At 61.1% G+C, this 16,615-nt stretch carries 15 protein-coding genes; 7 read left to right on the top strand and 8 right to left on the bottom strand.

The genetic code is table 11. The features are described from left to right. Nucleotides 1-73: 73 nt before the first annotated feature. Entirely contained in the window at nucleotides 74-1,021 is a 948-nt protein-coding gene (locus BFP90_RS26030; RefSeq protein ID WP_065898331.1) for a DUF1853 family protein, read from the bottom strand. Nucleotides 1,022-1,177: 156 nt separating this feature from the next. Between BFP90_RS26030 and BFP90_RS26025 the strand changes: the two genes are divergently transcribed. Genes BFP90_RS26025 through pepN form a run of 6 tightly spaced genes read left to right on the top strand, consistent with a single transcriptional unit; the run spans nucleotide 1,178 to nucleotide 7,678 of the window. Beyond that, nucleotides 1,178-2,068 carry an NAD(+) kinase gene (locus BFP90_RS26025; RefSeq protein WP_057725186.1) on the top strand — a complete coding sequence of 297 codons (891 nt, stop codon included), beginning with the start codon at nucleotides 1,178-1,180 and terminating at the stop codon, nucleotides 2,066-2,068. Next, nucleotides 2,065-3,039, top strand: a complete 975-nt coding sequence (locus tag BFP90_RS26020) for a metallophosphoesterase (RefSeq protein WP_370671708.1) — start codon at nucleotides 2,065-2,067, stop codon at nucleotides 3,037-3,039. The genes BFP90_RS26025 and BFP90_RS26020 overlap by 4 nt, the downstream gene beginning before the upstream one ends. After that, a complete protein-coding gene (locus BFP90_RS26015) occupies nucleotides 3,036-3,905 on the top strand; it encodes a rhomboid family intramembrane serine protease (RefSeq protein WP_065895392.1) in 870 nt (289 codons plus the stop codon). The genes BFP90_RS26020 and BFP90_RS26015 overlap by 4 nt, the downstream gene beginning before the upstream one ends. Nucleotides 3,906-3,919: 14 nt before the next feature. Continuing rightward, nucleotides 3,920-4,180: a YeaC family protein gene (locus BFP90_RS26010; protein ID WP_065895393.1), complete on the top strand. Its 261-nt coding sequence runs from the start codon at nucleotides 3,920-3,922 to the stop codon at nucleotides 4,178-4,180. Continuing rightward, entirely contained in the window at nucleotides 4,177-5,007 is an 831-nt protein-coding gene (locus tag BFP90_RS26005) for a DUF2797 domain-containing protein (RefSeq protein WP_065898329.1), read from the top strand. Before BFP90_RS26010 ends, BFP90_RS26005 begins: the two co-directional genes overlap by 4 nt. Before the next feature lie 13 nt (nucleotides 5,008-5,020). Next, complete coding sequence (gene pepN, locus BFP90_RS26000; protein WP_065898328.1) at nucleotides 5,021-7,678, top strand: aminopeptidase N; 2,658 nt, start codon at nucleotides 5,021-5,023, stop codon at nucleotides 7,676-7,678. Nucleotides 7,679-8,351: 673 nt separating this feature from the next. Here pepN and BFP90_RS25995 read toward each other — a convergent pair. From BFP90_RS25995 to BFP90_RS25965, 7 genes are all read right to left on the bottom strand, one after another. Then, a complete protein-coding gene (locus BFP90_RS25995) occupies nucleotides 8,352-8,753 on the bottom strand; it encodes a cupin domain-containing protein (RefSeq protein ID WP_065885278.1) in 402 nt (133 codons plus the stop codon). An 82-nt stretch (nucleotides 8,754-8,835) separates the two neighbouring features. Beyond that, the gene (locus BFP90_RS25990) at nucleotides 8,836-10,269 is read right to left on the bottom strand and encodes a MocR-like pyridoxine biosynthesis transcription factor PdxR (RefSeq protein ID WP_065898327.1); all 1,434 of its coding nucleotides are present in this window, start codon (nucleotides 10,267-10,269) and stop codon (nucleotides 8,836-8,838) included. 69 nt (nucleotides 10,270-10,338) lie between these two features. Next, nucleotides 10,339-11,106 (bottom strand): SDR family oxidoreductase, encoded by a 768-nt coding sequence (locus BFP90_RS25985; RefSeq protein WP_065885280.1) that lies wholly within the window; start codon nucleotides 11,104-11,106, stop codon nucleotides 10,339-10,341. A gap of 22 nt (nucleotides 11,107-11,128) precedes the next feature. Beyond that, entirely contained in the window at nucleotides 11,129-12,196 is a 1,068-nt protein-coding gene (locus tag BFP90_RS25980) for a phosphotransferase family protein (RefSeq protein WP_065895398.1), read from the bottom strand. A 129-nt stretch (nucleotides 12,197-12,325) separates the two neighbouring features. After that, the gene (locus BFP90_RS25975) at nucleotides 12,326-13,279 is read right to left on the bottom strand and encodes a 2-hydroxyacid dehydrogenase (RefSeq protein ID WP_065895441.1); all 954 of its coding nucleotides are present in this window, start codon (nucleotides 13,277-13,279) and stop codon (nucleotides 12,326-12,328) included. 141 nt (nucleotides 13,280-13,420) lie between these two features. Beyond that, nucleotides 13,421-13,855, bottom strand: coding sequence for a hypothetical protein (locus BFP90_RS25970; protein ID WP_065895399.1), 435 nt, complete (start codon nucleotides 13,853-13,855; stop codon nucleotides 13,421-13,423). Nucleotides 13,856-13,903: 48 nt separating this feature from the next. Further along, a complete protein-coding gene (locus BFP90_RS25965) occupies nucleotides 13,904-14,410 on the bottom strand; it encodes a DUF4822 domain-containing protein (protein WP_065895400.1) in 507 nt (168 codons plus the stop codon). Between the two features lie 553 nt (nucleotides 14,411-14,963). Between BFP90_RS25965 and BFP90_RS25960 the strand changes: the two genes are divergently transcribed. Next, entirely contained in the window at nucleotides 14,964-16,241 is a 1,278-nt protein-coding gene (locus tag BFP90_RS25960; protein ID WP_065895401.1) for a serine/threonine transporter, read from the top strand. The last annotated feature ends 374 nt before the right edge of the window (nucleotides 16,242-16,615 follow it).

The raw sequence follows: 16,615 nt of genomic DNA, 5'->3' as shown, positions 1-16,615 counted from the left end.
CCACCGGGAAACGCATTCCAAATGTGGGAGGGGGCTTGCCCCCGATGGCGGCCTTCAATACACCACAGATTGATCAGCCTGCCCCCGGTACATTCGGCCAAAGATCGGCGACCAAAAACAGCCGCTCAGCTTCTTCCCAATCGTCACCGCTCTGCACCAGCCGCACCAGCAACTGCGCGGGCGCCATCGGGTCCAGGTCTGCCAGCCAGCCGGCCATCTGCTCCTCACGCCATACCTCATCCGTCCGGTAATGCGCCGGCGCCAGCCATGCATGGCGAGGCAGGGGTTGCCAGCGGCCGGCGGGGCGGGTGTTCACAAAGTCCGGCCAATCGCGCTGATGCAACCAGCGCCCACGCAAATGCTGCGGGTGGGCGCCCAGCGGTGGCTCGGCCTGGCCCGGCCACGGGTAAAGCAGGTACCCGCCCAGCCACAGGTGCGCATCGAACTGCTGGATATCCAGCGCCGCCAGCGCTTCGCGGCTCTCCGGGCGTGCCGAGATCGGTAATTGATGCTGGGCCAGGTGCGCCAGCTTGCGGTCCAGCCGGTCATGGCAGCCGGGGCCGAGCCATTGTGCGGTGTCCTGGCCGTTGCCGTCCTGCGGCCCGAGATAGAGCTTGATCGCCAATTCCAGGTGATGCACGCCATCGCGGTCACGCAGCAGCATGTCCAGCTCGCCAAGAGTGTGTCCGGCGCGGCGGATCGGCAGGTTGGCCGCCAGCAGCTCCACGCCGGGCGCATGCTGCACGGCGAACTGCCACAGGCGCTCATAGTAGAGGCCCAGGCGCCGGGTGCGCGACAGGCTCAGCCACTGCTGTAATGCGCGGCTGTCCTGATCGAGCGCACGCAACCAGGCGTCGAGCACGTGCGGCGCCTGTACCCAGTCACTGCCCGCCAGCGGGTGGCGTTGCGGCCACGGCGTCCGTGCGAGCATGGGGGGCGCGAGCATTACCCACGCCAGGTCGCGCACCTCGGGGTGTCGCAGTTGGCGGGGCAGGGCGTGCAGGTCAGGGAACAGAGTCATGGTGCGAGCATAGCCTCTTAAGTCGCGTGCAGGTGCCTGAGGGCCGCCTGAGAACCATTGTCATCACAGCTGGGCGGCGACAAAGGATTTTGCCTGACGCGGCCTTTCGCCCATAATCCTTTCTTTTTGCCACACCCCTACGCCCGCAGGAGCCCCATGGAGCAATTTCGCAATATCGGCATTATCGGTCGCCTGGGCAGTACCCAGGTGCTGGACACCGTCCGCCGACTGAAAAAATTCCTGCTGGAACGCCACCTGCATGTGATCCTCGAAGACACCATCGGCGAAATCCTGCCGGGCCATGGCCTGCAGACCTCGTCGCGCAAAATGCTCGGCGAAGTGTGCGACATGGTCATCGTGGTCGGCGGTGACGGCAGCCTGCTCGGCGCGGCCCGTGCCCTGGCGCGGCATAACGTGCCGGTGCTGGGGATCAACCGTGGCAGCCTGGGGTTTCTCACCGATATTCGCCCCGACGAGCTGGAAGTCGAAGTGGCCAAGGTGCTCGACGGCCACTACCTGGTGGAAAACCGCTTCCTGCTGCAGGCCGAAGTGCGTCGCCACGGCGAAGCCATCGGCCAGGGAGATGCCCTCAATGACGTGGTGCTGCATCCCGGCAAATCCACGCGGATGATCGAGTTCGAGCTGTATATCGACGGCCAGTTCGTGTGCAGCCAGAAGGCCGACGGCCTGATCGTCGCCACGCCCACCGGCTCCACCGCGTATGCACTGTCGGCGGGTGGCCCGATCATGCATCCCAAGCTCGATGCCATTGTGATCGTGCCGATGTATCCCCATATGTTGTCGAGTCGGCCGATTGTGGTCGATGGCAACAGTGAGCTGAAGATCGTGGTGTCCAAAGACATGCAAATCTATCCGCAAGTCTCCTGCGACGGGCAGAACCATTTCACCTGCGCCCCCGGTGACACCATCACCGTGAGCAAAAAGGCACAGAAGTTGCGTTTGATCCACCCGCTGGACCACAACTACTACGAAGTGTGCCGCACCAAGCTGGGCTGGGGCAGCCGCTTGGGGGGCGGAGGCGACTGATGCTCGATCCCGCGCGCAGCTACGACCTGATTGGTGACGTGCACGGTTGCGCCCATACGCTGGAGCACTTGCTCGACCGGATGGGTTACCACAAGCAGGGCGGCACCTGGCGTCATCCGTCGCGCATGGCGGTGTTTCTCGGCGATATCATCGACCGTGGGCCACGCATCCGCGAAGCGCTGCACATCGTCCACGACATGACCGAGGCCGGCCAGGCGCTGTGCATCATGGGTAACCATGAGTTCAATGCGCTGGGTTGGACCACGCCGGCACCGCCGGGCAGCGGCAAGCAGTTCGTGCGCGAGCACAACCCACGTCATGCGCGGTTGATCCAGGAGACACTGACCCAGTTCGAACAGTACCCGGCCGACTGGCACGACTTCCTCGGCTGGTTCTACGACATGCCGCTGTTTGTCGACGCCGGGCGTTTCCGTGTGGTGCATGCGTGCTGGGACGAGGGCTTTATCCAGCCGCTGCGCGCGACCTTCCCGGATGGCTGCATCGATCAGCATTTCCTGCAGGCCGCCGCCGTACCGGGCAGCTTTGCCTGCAACGCGTTCGATCGCCTGCTGCGCGGCACCGACATGCGCCTGCCCCACGGACTCACGTTGACCGGTGGCGATGGCCTGACGCGCTCGTTCTTTCGCACCAAGTTCTGGGAAGACGACCCGAAAACCTACGGCGATATCGTGTTCCAGCCCGACGCCTTGCCCGAGCCCGTGGCGCGCACGCCTTTATCCTCCACTGAAAAGAATTCCCTGCTGCGCTATGGCGTCGACGAGCCGCTGTTGTTCGTCGGTCATTACTGGCGCAGCGGCAATCCGGCGCCGATCCGCCCGAACCTGGCCTGCCTGGACTACAGCGCGGTGCTGTACGGCAAGCTGGTGGCGTATCGCCTGGACCAGGAAACCCGACTGGATCCGCATAAATTCGTCTGGGTCGACGTTGAGCGACCTGAGGTTATCCAATGAGTACCGTGGCTGTATTGCGCCTGCCCTTGAGTGTGGATCTGGGCGGCTTCGTCAAATTGCTGCAACGCATGCAGGTGCCCCATCGCGTCAGCGAGGAAGCGGGCGAGCAAGTGCTGTGGGTGCCCGAAAGCATCAGTGACGACGTGCGCGTGTTGTACCAGCGCTTTCCCGCCGGCGACCCGGACCTGCAACTGGATATTCCCGAGCAGGCGCCGGTTGCGCGCCCCGGCTTTATCCAGCAGGTCCGGCATAGCCCGGTCACGACACTGGTGCTGCTGGCAAGCCTGATTGTTGGCGCGGTGACGCTGCTCGGCGAAAACCTGCAAACCATGGCCTGGCTGACGTTCCTGCCGTTCCGGGTGCTGGGCGAGTACATCCAGTTCACGCCGTTGGCCGACAGCCTGGCGTCCGGGCAGTGGTGGCGGTTGGTCACGCCGATGCTGATTCACTTCGGCATCCTGCACCTGGCCATGAACGGCATGTGGTACTGGGAACTGGGCCGACGCATTGAAGCGCGCCAGGGCGGCATCAACCTGCTGGGCCTGACCCTGTTGTTCAGCCTGGTCTCCAATTACGCGCAGTACGCTTACGGCGGTCCGGGCCTGTTTGGCGGATTGTCCGGCGTGTTGTACGGCCTGCTCGGGCATTGCTGGATCTTTCAGTTACTCGCGCCCAACCCGGCGTATCGCCTGCCCCGTGGGGTGCTGGTGATGATGCTGGTGTGGCTGGTGCTCTGCCTGTCGGGGCTGGTCTCGATGATCGGCTTCGGTGAAATCGCCAACGCGGCCCATGTGGGCGGCCTGGTTATCGGTTGCCTGACCGGTTTGCTGGGCGGGCTGTACAACCGCCGCAAATCGTCTATTTGATAAGGAAGAGCCTTATGTCCTCTTTTGCTGAAATGATCGAAAACATCACCCCGGACATCTATGAGAGCCTCAAGCTCGCCGTGGAAATCGGCAAGTGGTCGGATGGGCGCAAGCTCACCGCCGAACAGCGCGAGCTGTCGTTGCAGGCGATGATCGCCTGGGAACTGCAGAACCTGCCCGAAGACCAGCGCACCGGCTACATGGGCCCGCAGGAATGCGCGTCGAAATCGGCACCGGTGCCGAACATCCTGTTCAAGTCGGATGCGATCCATTGATTGAAATCGGTCGCGGTGCAGTCAGCAAAATGTCGGCGAAACTAGGTGTGCCGACCGTTCAATACGCGTTTCGTCTTGGCGACACCGAGGTGGCGGTCAACCCGTTGATCGGTACCCATATCCGCCTGGAATACCTGGGTGCCATTCATTGCAGCCATTGCGGCCGCAAGACCAAGAACAGCTTCAGCCAGGGTTATTGCTACCCGTGCATGACCAAGCTGGCCCAGTGTGACCTGTGCATCATGAGCCCCGAGCGCTGCCATTACGACGCCGGCACCTGCCGCGATCCGGGCTGGGGTGAAACATTCTGCATGACCGACCATGTGGTGTACCTGGCCAACTCGTCGGGGATCAAGGTCGGCATCACCCGCGCCACGCAGTTGCCGACCCGCTGGCTCGACCAGGGCGCCAGCCAGGCGCTGCCGATCATGCGCGTGGCCACGCGCCAGCAGTCGGGCTTTGTCGAAGATCTGTTTCGCAGCCAGGTAGCCGACAAGACCAACTGGCGCGCGCTGCTCAAGGGCGACGCGCAGTCCGTCGACCTCAAGCAGGTGCGCGATGAACTGTTCGCCACCTGCGCCGAAGGCTTGCTGGGTTTGCAGGAACGCTTTGGCCTGCAGGCCATCCAAACCATTGCCGACGTCGAGCCGATCGAGATCCGCTACCCGGTGGAGCAGTATCCGGCCAAGATCGTCAGCTTCAACCTGGACAAGAATCCGATTGCCGAAGGCACGCTGCTGGGAATCAAGGGCCAATACCTGATCTTCGACACCGGCGTGATCAATATTCGTAAATACACGGCCTACCAGCTCGCCGTGCATCAGTAGAAGGATGCCACCCATGCGCACCGAACAACCGAAGATGATTTACCTGAAGGACTATCAGGCGCCGGACTACCTGATCGACGAGACGCACCTGACCTTCGAGTTGTTCGAGGACCACAGCCTGGTCCACGCGCAACTGGTGATGCGCCGCAATCCCGAGCGTGGCGCCGGTTTGCCGCCGTTGGTGCTGGATGGCCAGCAATTGGAGCTGTTGAGTGTCAACCTGGCCGACCAGCCGCTGACGGCCGCCGACTACCAGTTGACCGACAGCCACCTGACTGTGCAGCCCACGCGTGAAACCTTCACCCTCGACACCACGGTCAAGATTCACCCGGAAACCAACACCGCCCTGGAAGGCCTGTACAAATCCGGCGGCATGTTCTGCACCCAGTGCGAGGCCGAGGGTTTTCGCAAGATCACTTACTACCTCGACCGTCCCGACGTGATGAGTGTGTTCACCACCACGGTGATCGCCGAGCAGCACCGCTATCCGGTGCTGCTGTCCAACGGCAACCCGATTGCCAGCGGCCCCGGCGAAGACGGTCGGCACTGGGCGACCTGGGAAGACCCGTTCAAGAAACCCGCCTACCTGTTTGCCCTGGTGGCCGGTGACCTGTGGTGTGTCGAAGACAGCTTCACCACCATGACCGACCGCGAGGTCGCGCTGCGCATCTACGTCGAGCCGGAAAACATCGACAAGTGCCAGCACGCCATGACCAGCCTGAAAAAATCCATGCGCTGGGATGAACAAACCTACGGCCGCGAGTACGACCTCGACATCTTCATGATCGTGGCGGTGAACGACTTCAACATGGGCGCCATGGAGAACAAGGGCCTCAATATCTTCAACTCCAGCGCCGTGCTGGCCCGCGCCGAAACCGCCACCGACGCCGCGCACCAGCGCGTCGAGGCCATCGTCGCCCACGAATACTTCCACAACTGGTCGGGCAACCGCGTGACCTGCCGCGACTGGTTCCAGTTGTCGCTCAAGGAAGGTTTCACCGTGTTCCGCGACTCGGGCTTTTCCGCCGACATGAACTCGGCCACGGTCAAGCGCATCCAGGACGTGGCGTACCTGCGTACCCACCAGTTCGCCGAAGACGCCGGGCCGATGGCCCACGCGGTGCGCCCGGACAGCTTTATCGAAATCTCCAACTTCTACACCCTGACCGTGTACGAAAAGGGCTCGGAAGTGGTCGGCATGATCCACACCTTGCTTGGCGCCGAGGGCTTTCGCAAAGGCAGCGACCTGTACTTCGAGCGCCATGACGGCCAGGCCGTGACCTGCGACGACTTCATCAAGGCCATGGAAGATGCCAATGGCGTCGACCTCAGCCAGTTCAAACGCTGGTACAGCCAGGCCGGCACGCCGCGCTTGGCGGTGAGCGAGTCCTACGATGCGGCAGCCAGGACCTACAGCCTGACCTTCCGCCAGAGCTGCCCGCCGACCCCGGACAAGGTGGAAAAACTGCCCTTCGTGATCCCGGTCGAACTGGGTCTGCTGGACGGGCAGGGCGGCGCTATCCCCTTGCGTCTGGCCGACGAACCGGCGGCTGGCGCTACCTCACGAGTGATCTCGGTGACGCAAGCCGAGCAGACGTTCACCTTCGTCGATATCGCTGAAAAACCGCTGCCTTCTCTGCTGCGCGGTTTCTCGGCGCCGGTGAAACTGAGCTTCGCCTACACCCGCGACCAACTGATGTTCCTGATGCAGCACGACAGCGACGGTTTCAACCGCTGGGATGCCGGCCAGCAACTGTCGGTGCAGGTGTTGCAGGAACTGATCGGCCAGCATCAGGCCGGGCAACCGCTCAAGCTTGATCAACGCCTGATCGACGCGCTGCGCACCGTGTTGAGCGACGAAAGCCTGGACCAGGCCATGGTCGCCGAAATGCTCTCGTTGCCGAGCGAAGCCTACCTGAGCGAAATCAGCGATGTGGCGGATGTGGATGCGATTCACGCTGCCCGTGAGTACGCCCGCAAGCAACTGGCCGAGAACCTGTTCGAAGGCCTCTGGTTGCGCTACCAGGCCAACCGTGAGCTGTCCCGGCAAACGCCGTACGTGGCCGAGGCCGAGCACTTTGCCCGGCGTGCCCTGCAGAACATTGCATTGTCGTACCTGATGCTCAGCGGCAAACCTGAAGTGCTGGCGGCGACACTGGATCAGTTCGACACCAGCGATAACATGACCGAGCGCCTGACGGCCCTGGCCGTGCTGGTGAACTCGCCGTTCGAAGCGGAAAAGGCCCAGGCCCTGGCGGTGTTCGCCGAGAACTTCAAGGACAACCCGCTGGTCATGGACCAATGGTTCAGCGTGCAGGCCGGCAGCACCCTGCCGGGCGGGCTGGCACGGGTCAAGGCGCTGATGGAGCACCCGGCGTTCACGATCAAGAACCCGAACAAGGTGCGCGCCCTCATCGGCGCATTTGCCGGGCAGAACCTGATCAACTTCCATGCGGCGGATGGTTCGGGCTACCGTTTCCTGGCGGACCTGGTGATCCAGCTCAATACGCTGAACCCACAGATTGCTTCGCGCCAATTGGCGCCCCTGACGCGCTGGCGTAAATACGACGCCGCCCGGCAAGCGCTGATGAAAGCGGAGCTGGAACGCATTCGTGGCTCGGGCGAGTTGTCCAGCGATGTGTTCGAGGTGGTCAGCAAGAGCCTTGCCTGACCTGGCTGTCTTCCTGAAGATGGGGGCCAATGTGGGAGGGGGCTTGCTCCCGATGGCGGCCTCTGGGCTGGCCGGGATGTTGGAATGGGTTGAGTACATATCCGTTTCTGCGGTAACGGCTGCTATGGGTTCCGCTTTTACAGCGGCTCACTTTTGAAAAGCGCAAAAGTAAGCAAAACGCTCTTGCCCCACCACTCGGCACCTCGCTTAGGCTCGGTGTGCCCGAACGCAGGCTTGAATCCGTGGGCCGCCGCAATGGGCCATCCATGGCCCAGTGCGGCTAACCCGGCGTCCTGCCGAGTTACCCACGGATTCAAGCCTGCGTTCGGCCAGCGTGGTTTAACGGGGCGCCTAAGATCAAGAGCGACTCGCTTCGCATCGTGGTTGCCGTTGAGCGCTACAGAGTTGTGTAGATACCTATGCCCGATAGCGGTGGGTCAGTATTCAGTGACTGACACGCTGCCATCGGGGGTAAGCTCTAATGCCAGTCAGTTAAGCGTAGACGGCCCTCTGTAGGAGCGAGCTTGCTCGCGAAAAACTCACAGGCACCGCGTTCATTCAGGAAGCACGCGTTATCGTCGACGTTTTTCGCGAGCAAGAGCTAGGCGCCCCCCTCGCTCCTACACGAAGCCAGGGCAAGCCCCCTTCCACATTGATCGGAACGGGATGCCGCTTATTGGGCAAGCGGCGTCAACACCTCGGCCTTGTCATCCAGCACCATCACCACCAGTAGCCTGGCGGGCCGGGTCTGGCTGGCGTTGCTCGACTCGAAGTGCCGCGAGCCGGCGGGCTCGTAGAACGAGTCGCCGGCCTTGTAGGTAATGGCTTTCTCATCGTTGACCCGTGAGGTGATTTCGCCTTCCAGTACATACGCCACGGCGGTGCCGGTGTGGCTGTGGGGCACGGTGGCCTGGCCGGGAGCGTAGTCCACGGTCAGCATGATGGTTTTCTTGCCGGGCACGTTGGCCAAGGCGTGCTCCTGCAGCACCTTGAGCGTTTCCTGGTGGTACACCGGTTCGTGGGCGTAAGCGTTGAGCGAGGCCAGTATCGCAGCGGTGGCGAGCAGTCGTTTCATGGGGATTTCCACGTAGTTCGAGGCCCGTTCACCCTACGCTGGCGGTCTTGTTCGACCAATGACCAATCCTGCGCAAAACCACCTAGCCAATCTGCCGCAGAATGTCGCGGACCTTGTCCAGCGCCGGGTCGATATCAAGGGTTTCGATGGCGCCGAAGCCGAGAATCAGCCCGGCGCGTGGCGCCGTTTCGTGAAAAAACACCTCCAGGGGGTACAGCCCCACTTGGGCCTTGCGCGCCAGTTGCATCAGCAACGGGATATCCACCGGCACCTTGCACAGCGCGGCCAGATGAAACCCGGCCACCGTCGGCACCGCCTCGAACCAGGGCGACAGGTCACCTGCCAGGCGCTGCAGAATCCGTTCGCGGCGTCCCGCATACACGCTGTGACAGCGGCGAATATGTTTGAGCAGATAGCCTTCGCTGATGAACTTGGCCAGCGCCCACTGCGGCAGGGTAGAGCTGTGCTGGTCGGTCAATTGCTTGGCCTTGAGTACCGCGCCATGGATCGCCGGCGGCAGCACCGCATAGCCCAGGCGCAACTCGGGCAGCAGGGTTTTGGAAAAGGTCCCGACGTAGGTCACCACGCCTCGCGTGTCCATGCTTTGCAGGGAGTCGGTGGGACGGCCTTCGTAGCGGAACTCACTGTCGTAGTCGTCTTCGATGATGATGGCGCCGAGCGCGATGGCGCGGTCGAGCAGGGCCTCGCGCCGCGCCAGGCTCATGGGCATGCCGAGGGGGAACTGGTGCGAAGGCGTCACATAGATCAGGCGGGTGCCGTCGGGGATCTGGTCGACCTGTATGCCCTGCGCATCGACCGGCACGCTGGCGACCCTGGCCCCCATCGCCACGAACAACTGGCGCGCCGGGCTGTAGCCGGGGTCTTCCATGGCGACGATGCTGCCTGGCTCCAGTACCACGCGGGCGATGAGGTCCAGCGCCTGTTGCGCGCCATTGGTCACCACGATGTCGCCGGCGCGACCTTTCACCCCGCGGGAAAAGGCGATATGCCCGGCGATGGCTTCGCGCAGCGCCGGCAAGCCTTCCGGTTGGCTGTAGAAACCACTGTTCTGGGCGATACGCCGCAGCGCATCCAGCGTGCAGCGCCGCCATTCTTCCTGGGGAAACTGATTGCGCGTGGTTGCGCCGCCGATAAATTCGTAGCGCAGGACTTCGTCGTGGGCGGGATGATGCATGGGCGAGGGCAGTGCGGCCCATCTGCCCAGGTGGGCGGCGCAGGCCAGGTCGGTGGCGGTCTGCACGCGGTCGGGCTGAGGCGCCCACGCATTGACGAAGGTGCCCCGGCCAATCCTGCCGATCAGCAGGCCTTCGTACGTCAAGGTGGCGTAGGTGTCCGACACGGTTTTGCGCGAGACCCCCAGTTGCTCGGCGAGCAGCCGGCTGGGCGGCAATTGCGCGCCGGCTGAAAGACGCCCGCCGGTGATGGCTTCGCGCAGTTGCTGGTAAAGCTGAGCAGCCAGGTCCTTGCGGCCGTTGATGACGAGGTGCAGTTCCATGTTTCATCCCGGGACAGATCGATCTGCGCCAAGGTTACGCGCAAATCGATCTGAAGAAACCAGGCGGGGTCAGGACAGGAAACCACCGTCCACATTCAGCGACACCCCGGTGGTGTAGCTGGACGCATCGCTGGCCAGGAACAACACGGCGCCGGCCATTTCGCTGGGGTCGGCCACGCGCTTGAGCGGGATCTGCGCCAGGGCCATCTTCAGGATCGCGTCGTTCTTGACCAGCGCCGAGGCGAACTTGGTGTCGGTCAGGCCCGGCAGCAATGCGTTGCAACGGATGCCGAACGCGGCGCATTCCTTGGCGAACACCTTGGTCATGTTGATCACGGCGGCCTTGGTCACCGAATAGATGCCCTGGAATACACCTGGGGAAATGCCGTTGATCGAAGCCACGTTGATGATGCTGCCGCCGCCGTTGTCGCGCATCAGCTTGCCGGCTTCCACCGACATGAAGAAGTAGCCGCGGATGTTCACGTCGACGGTCTTCTGGAACGCACCGAGGTCGGTGTCCAGCACGTTGCAGAACTGGGGGTTGGTCGCGGCGTTGTTGACCAGGATGTCGAGGCGGCCGAACTGTTCGCGGATGCCGGCGAACACCTGGGTGATCTGTTCCATTTCACCGATGTGGCAGGCAATCGCAGTGGCCTTGCCGCCGTCGGCGATGATCGCGTCGGCAACGTGCTGGCAACCCTCCAGTTTGCGGCTCGAGACAATCACGTGGGCGCCTTGCTGGGCCAGCAACTTGGCGATGGCCTCGCCGATGCCACGGCTGGCGCCGGAAACGAAAGCAATCTTGCCGTCGAGGTCGAACAGGTGGGTCTTGGACATGAGCGGTTCCTTGTGATTGTTATCAGAGGGCGGATTTGCCGATGACTGCCAGGCTCATCTGCTCCAGCAGCTTGTTCATGTGGATGAACTGGGCAAAGCGTTTGTCCTGGGTCTGGCCGTGGAAGAAACGGTAATAGATTTGCTGCACGATGCCGGCCAGGCGAAACAGGCCGTAGGTGTAGTAGAAGTCAAAATTATCGATGCGGATGCCCGAACGTTCGGCGTAGTAGTCGACGAACTGGCGTCGGGTGAGCATGCCGGGCGCATTGCTCGGCTGGCGCCGCATCAACTGTACGGGCGCAGGATCGGCGGCTTCGATCCAGTAGGCGAGGGTGTTGCCCAGGTCCATCAACGGGTCGCCGAGGGTGGTCAGTTCCCAGTCCAGCACACCGATGATCTGCATCGGGTTGTGCGGGTCGAGGATCACGTTGTCGAAGCGATAGTCGTTGTGCACGATGCTGGAGGTCGGGTGGTCGCCCGGCATCTTGTCGTTGAGCCAGGCGCGCACGGCTTCCCAGCGCGGGGCATCGGGGGTCAGGGCTTTTTCGTAGCGCTCGCTCCAGCCACGGATCTGACGCTCCACATAGCCGTGCGGCTTACCCAGGTCGGCCAGGCCGCAGGCGCTGTAGTCGACCTGATGCAGTTCGACGAACTTGTCGATAAAGCTTTTGCACAGGGCTTCGGTACGCGTTGGGTCCAGGCCCAGCTCGGCGGGCAGGTCCGAGCGCAGGATGATGCCGTTGACGCGCTCCATCACATAGAACTCGGCACCGATCACCGACTCATCGGTGCAATGCACGTAGGCCTTGGGGCAGTAGGGAAAGCCGTCTTTGAGCTGATTGAGAATGCGGTATTCGCGGCCCATGTCATGGGCGGATTTGGCCTTGTGTCCGAACGGCGGGCGACGCAATACAAATTCCTGGTCCGGGTATTCCAGCAGATACGTGAGGTTAGAGGCGCCGCCGGGGAACTGGCTGATCTTGACGGTGCCGTGCAGGCCGGGAATATGCGCCTTGAGGTAGGGATCAATCAGGCTGGCATCAAGCTCTTCGCCGGGGCGAATCTGGGTTGATTGGTCGTTAAGCGCCATGCTTATCCCTTCTGCTTATTTTAAAGGCCTTGGACTATTGGCTAATCTAATGCGCGTCGACATGCATCGACAAGGTTGAGGCGGCTTAATAGGCTAGCGTGTTGAAGCAGGATCAGCGTGCCTGATGGGTCATTTATTGGGCGTCGGCAAGGCTACCGGCGTAAGCACCGGGCGGCCGGCAAAGTATTCCACCAGGTTGTCCGCGACCCGTTGCACGGTATCGTGGGCGGCTTCCGGCGACAGGCCGGCCACATGGGAGGTCAGCACCGTGTTGCTCAGGTGCTTGAGGGCGTCGGGCACCTTGGGTTCGTCATCGAATACGTCCAGCGCGGCGCCGCCGATGCGCCGCTGTTGCAGGGCCGCTACCAGGTCGGCGGTAACCACCACGCTGCCTCGGCCGATGTTGACCAAAAAGCCGTTCGGCCCCAAGGCGTCGAGGGCGTGCCGATCAATCAGGTGCCGAGTGCTGGCGCCGCCGGGCGTGGCCAGGATCAGAAAATCCGAGGTGCGCGCCAGCTCCACGGCGGTTGAGCAGTAGGTGTAATCCACGTCATCGCGAGGTTGGCGGTTGTGGTAACTCACCTCCATGCCAAAGCCCAGCGCCGCGCGCTTGGCGATCTCCAGGCCGACCGCGCCCAGCCCGAGGATGCCCAACTGCTTACCGCCCAGGGAAGGGCGCATTACTTTCGGCCATTCGTCGCGGCGCACGGCGGCGTCAGTCTGGGTGATACCGCGCACCAGCGACAGCAGCAACGCCATGGCGTGGTCGGCCACCGACGGTGCATTCACCCCGGCACCATTGGTCACCACAATTCCACGGTTGGCCGCCGCCTGCAGGTCCACATGCTCGTAGCCGGCGCCGATCACGCAGATGATTTCCAACAGCGGCAGCGCGGCGATTTCTTCGGCATACAGCCCCAGCGGCCCACGGGTCAATACCGCCTTGATTTGCCCGCCGTGGAGCTTGATTGCCTGCGCGCGTTCAGCGGGCGTCGGCGCCAGGATCACATGGAAATCATTGCTCTCGATGATTTGCAGGTATTCATTGATGGTTTCAACCAGGACCAGAACGGTGGTGGGCATGGGCAGCTCTCCGGTGAGTTCGATGCCCGGATTATGCTGCATTTTCGCTGCATGAAATGCCGCAGGCCTGAGAAAGCGCCACTGATTTTGCGAAAAGTACCAGCGTCTCGGCGAGTACGAGACGCTGTTTACGCGCGCTGATTATTTGGCGGACGTGGTTTTTCGTACCTTGCTCTGTTCTGCCGCTACGATGTCCATGTAATCGTAGGTAGGAAAGAACTCCGTCCTGAACGGCCCCCACGCAGAGCGCTCGATCGCAAGATTCACTTCGCGCAGGCGTGAGGCGGGGAAGCGTAGAACGATGACGTGACCGATTCCCATGGCAATGTTCCAACTGACAATTTCTACCCCTTCAGGAGGAAACACCTTGAAGAGTTCCTGCTCCGTGAGTTTGGCTCTTATTTCGTTCAAGTTGCGAGATTGATCATGCTTGAGAAAGACGGTCAACATGACGGCATTGTCAGCACTGACGGCGACAGGTTTTCCAGGGGCGGAGGCCTGTGCATGAATGCCGGTTGAAACAAGGGTAGATAGCAGTAAAACAGAAGCGAATAAAGGCTTTAATATTGTTTTCATTGGGTGAGGCCTTTTATGAGTGTTGTCTTTAGTTGTGAAGTTCAAGGTTCAAGGCAGGCGTGTCGGCGTGGTTTCTATTGAACCTGTATAAGGCGCATGCACAACATATATTCGAGCCAGTGGGTTGGAATCGATCATGTCGCGCGGCACTTCGCGGGAGTAAGTGAATTCTTGCGTATTCAATGTCTCAAGTTTCCGGACGATGGTTCTTGTTGTCCCTTTGTCAGGTATCAGGATATGGCTTTTTTTGTCACCGGTTACCATGAAGTAACCGCCGCCGCCGTTCTCGTACTTGGACAGCCCGGTATCGCTGTAGAAAAATTCATAGCGGTTGCGGTCGGGGTCCCACAGTGATATTCCGACCACGCCTGGGTACTTGTCCTTCACGTCGATGTCCGGCGCGCCCTCTACATATACTTTGGTCGTCAGCCAGCGGGGGGACGTCGCCAGGGCGCTGGCGTCGGAGTTTTCGGCTGTTGACCGTGCCTGGCTGGTAAGTGGGGAGATTATTCCAACGAAAAGTAACAAGGTAAACAGTAGGTTGTATTTTTTCATAGAGTCGCTCCTGGCGAATTCAGTGTTCGCTTTTGTTGTCATGGTTTCAGAAAGGCGGCTTGTTCGTGCTGGGTTGGAATATAGGCTTGACACGATGAGCGCTCAATACCTGGGCAAATCCTTGTAACAAAAGCGGCGGTTAATAAATTTATAGGAAGTGCGGTGATAAACTTTATGTAGGAATTATCTTACTTGGGCTGATTAATTAAATACTAGTGGGTGCCTGTCAGTGGGTTTAAATCGCAGAACAATGAGCGACTGGGCTGATTTAAATAAATCGAGTTGTGTCAGTGTGCTCATTTTCATCGCGCGTCATGCCCGGCGGGCGGAATCGGCGAATGAGGCGCTCGGCTCAGCCTGGCAGGTAATGGCATAAGCGCGAGATCAACGAACAAAAATCGCTCTCAAGCCCCTGCACTGAGTTGCCGTTCCTCAGCTAAGTCTTTGCTTATTCTCAATAATCCCGGACAATCGCGCCCCTGTTGAGGTCGGGGCGCTGCCTGTCAGGTTTTTCTGACTCGTCCCGGCCGTGTGAATGCGGAGATCCGACCGGATGAATGATCAGGCCAATAGCGTCAACGATCGCTATGCAACGACACCTGCAACGCTCACAAGCTGGAGCCGCCAGGACACCACCTGGATGCTTGGGCTGTTCGGCACCGCCATCGGCGCCGGCACTTTGTTCTTGCCGATCAACGCGGGCCTGGGGGGCTTCTGGCCGCTGGTGATCCTCGCGCTGCTGGCCTTCCCGATGACGTTCTTTGCCCACCGTGGGCTGACGCGTTTCGTCCTGTCCGGCCGCGAAGGTTCCGACATCACCGATGTGGTCGAAGAGCATTTCGGGCTCAAGGCCGGTGCTCTGATTACCTTGCTGTACTTCTTCGCGATCTTTCCGATCCTGCTGATCTACAGCGTGGCCCTGACCAACACCGTCAGCAGTTTCATGGAACATCAACTGCACATCATGCCGCCGCCGCGAGCTGTCCTGGCGTTTGTGCTGATCCTGGGCCTGCTGGCGGTGGTGCGTTGCGGTGAACAGGTAATCGTCAAGGCCATGAGCCTGATGGTGTACCCGTTTATCGTGGCCTTGCTGTTCCTCGCCGTCTACCTGGTGCCGCATTGGAATGGCGGCATCCTCAGCACCGCCAGTGAGGTTCCGGCGCCGTCGGCCTTGCTCAACACCTTGTGGCTGGCGATTCCGGTGATGGTGTTTTCGTTCAACCATTCGCCAATCATCTCGGCCTTTGCGGTGGACCAGAAGCGTCAGTACGGCGCACATGCCGACGAGCGCAGTTCACAGATCCTGTGCCGCGCGCACCTGTTGATGGTGGCAATGGTGCTGTTCTTCGTGTTCAGCTGCGTACTGACCCTGTCCCCGGCGCAGTTGGCCGAGGCGAAGGCACAGAACCTGTCGATCCTGTCGTACCTGGCCAACCATTTCGATAACCCGACCATTGCCTTCGCCGCGCCGTTGATTGCGTTCGTGGCGATTGCCAAGTCGTTCCTGGGCCACTACATCGGTGCCAGCGAGGGCCTCAAGGGCCTGGTGCTCAAAACCGGCCGCCGCCCGGCTGCCAAGTCGCTGGACCGCATGACCGCCGCGTTCATGCTGGTGGTGTGCTGGATCGTCGCCACGCTGAACCCGAGCATCCTCGGCATGATCGAGACCCTCGGTGGGCCGGTGATTGCGTCGATTCTGTTCCTGATGCCGATGTACGCGATCCGCAAGGTGCCGGCCATGGCCAAGTACCGTGGGCAGGCATCGAATGTGTTTGTCACCGCCGTCGGCCTGGTGGCGATTACCGCGTTGGTATATTCGCTGGTTGTCTAAGTGCTGCCACTCGCTTCAAAATCGGCAGAGATCCAAATGTGGGAGGGGGCTTGCCCCCGATAGCGGAGTATCAGTCACTTGTGAGTTGACTGAACCACTGCTATCGGGGGCAAGCCCCCTCCCACATGTGTTTTGTGGTGTTGCTGATACTTTATTCCAGGCATAAAAAAAGCCGGTTATCTTGCGATACGCGGCGTTTGTTTACCCGGTGCGTTGGTATATTCGCTGATTATTTAAGTGCTGACACGCGCTTCAAAATCGGCAGAGATCCAAATGTGGGAGGGGGCTTGCCCCCGATAGCGGCGTATCAGTCACTTGTGAGTTGACTGAACCACTGCTATCGGGGGCAAGCCCCCTCCCACATGTGTTTTGTG

This window comes from Pseudomonas sp. 24 E 13, from assembly GCF_900004715.1.
Classification (GTDB): domain Bacteria; phylum Pseudomonadota; class Gammaproteobacteria; order Pseudomonadales; family Pseudomonadaceae; genus Aquipseudomonas; species Aquipseudomonas orientalis_A.
Note: the sequence above shows the minus strand (reverse complement) of the source record. Positions and strands in the feature narration are given on the sequence as shown.

Bases quoted from the DNA above. Each gene is read 5' to 3' on its own strand.
- BFP90_RS26030 (WP_065898331.1), bottom strand. From the start codon at position 1,021: ATGACTCTGTTCCCTGACCTGCACGCCCTGCCCCGCCAACTGCGACAC.
- BFP90_RS26025 (WP_057725186.1), top strand. From the start codon at position 1,178: ATGGAGCAATTTCGCAATATCGGCATTATCGGTCGCCTGGGCAGTACC.
- BFP90_RS26015 (WP_065895392.1), top strand. From the start codon at position 3,036: ATGAGTACCGTGGCTGTATTGCGCCTGCCCTTGAGTGTGGATCTGGGC.
- BFP90_RS26010 (WP_065895393.1), top strand. From the start codon at position 3,920: ATGTCCTCTTTTGCTGAAATGATCGAAAACATCACCCCGGACATCTAT.
- pepN (WP_065898328.1), top strand. From the start codon at position 5,021: ATGCGCACCGAACAACCGAAGATGATTTACCTGAAGGACTATCAGGCG.
- BFP90_RS25995 (WP_065885278.1), bottom strand. From the start codon at position 8,753: ATGAAACGACTGCTCGCCACCGCTGCGATACTGGCCTCGCTCAACGCT.
- BFP90_RS25990 (WP_065898327.1), bottom strand. From the start codon at position 10,269: ATGGAACTGCACCTCGTCATCAACGGCCGCAAGGACCTGGCTGCTCAG.
- BFP90_RS25985 (WP_065885280.1), bottom strand. From the start codon at position 11,106: ATGTCCAAGACCCACCTGTTCGACCTCGACGGCAAGATTGCTTTCGTT.
- BFP90_RS25980 (WP_065895398.1), bottom strand. From the start codon at position 12,196: ATGGCGCTTAACGACCAATCAACCCAGATTCGCCCCGGCGAAGAGCTT.
- BFP90_RS25975 (WP_065895441.1), bottom strand. From the start codon at position 13,279: ATGCCCACCACCGTTCTGGTCCTGGTTGAAACCATCAATGAATACCTG.
- BFP90_RS25970 (WP_065895399.1), bottom strand. From the start codon at position 13,855: ATGAAAACAATATTAAAGCCTTTATTCGCTTCTGTTTTACTGCTATCT.
- BFP90_RS25965 (WP_065895400.1), bottom strand. From the start codon at position 14,410: ATGAAAAAATACAACCTACTGTTTACCTTGTTACTTTTCGTTGGAATA.
- BFP90_RS25960 (WP_065895401.1), top strand. From the start codon at position 14,964: ATGAATGATCAGGCCAATAGCGTCAACGATCGCTATGCAACGACACCT.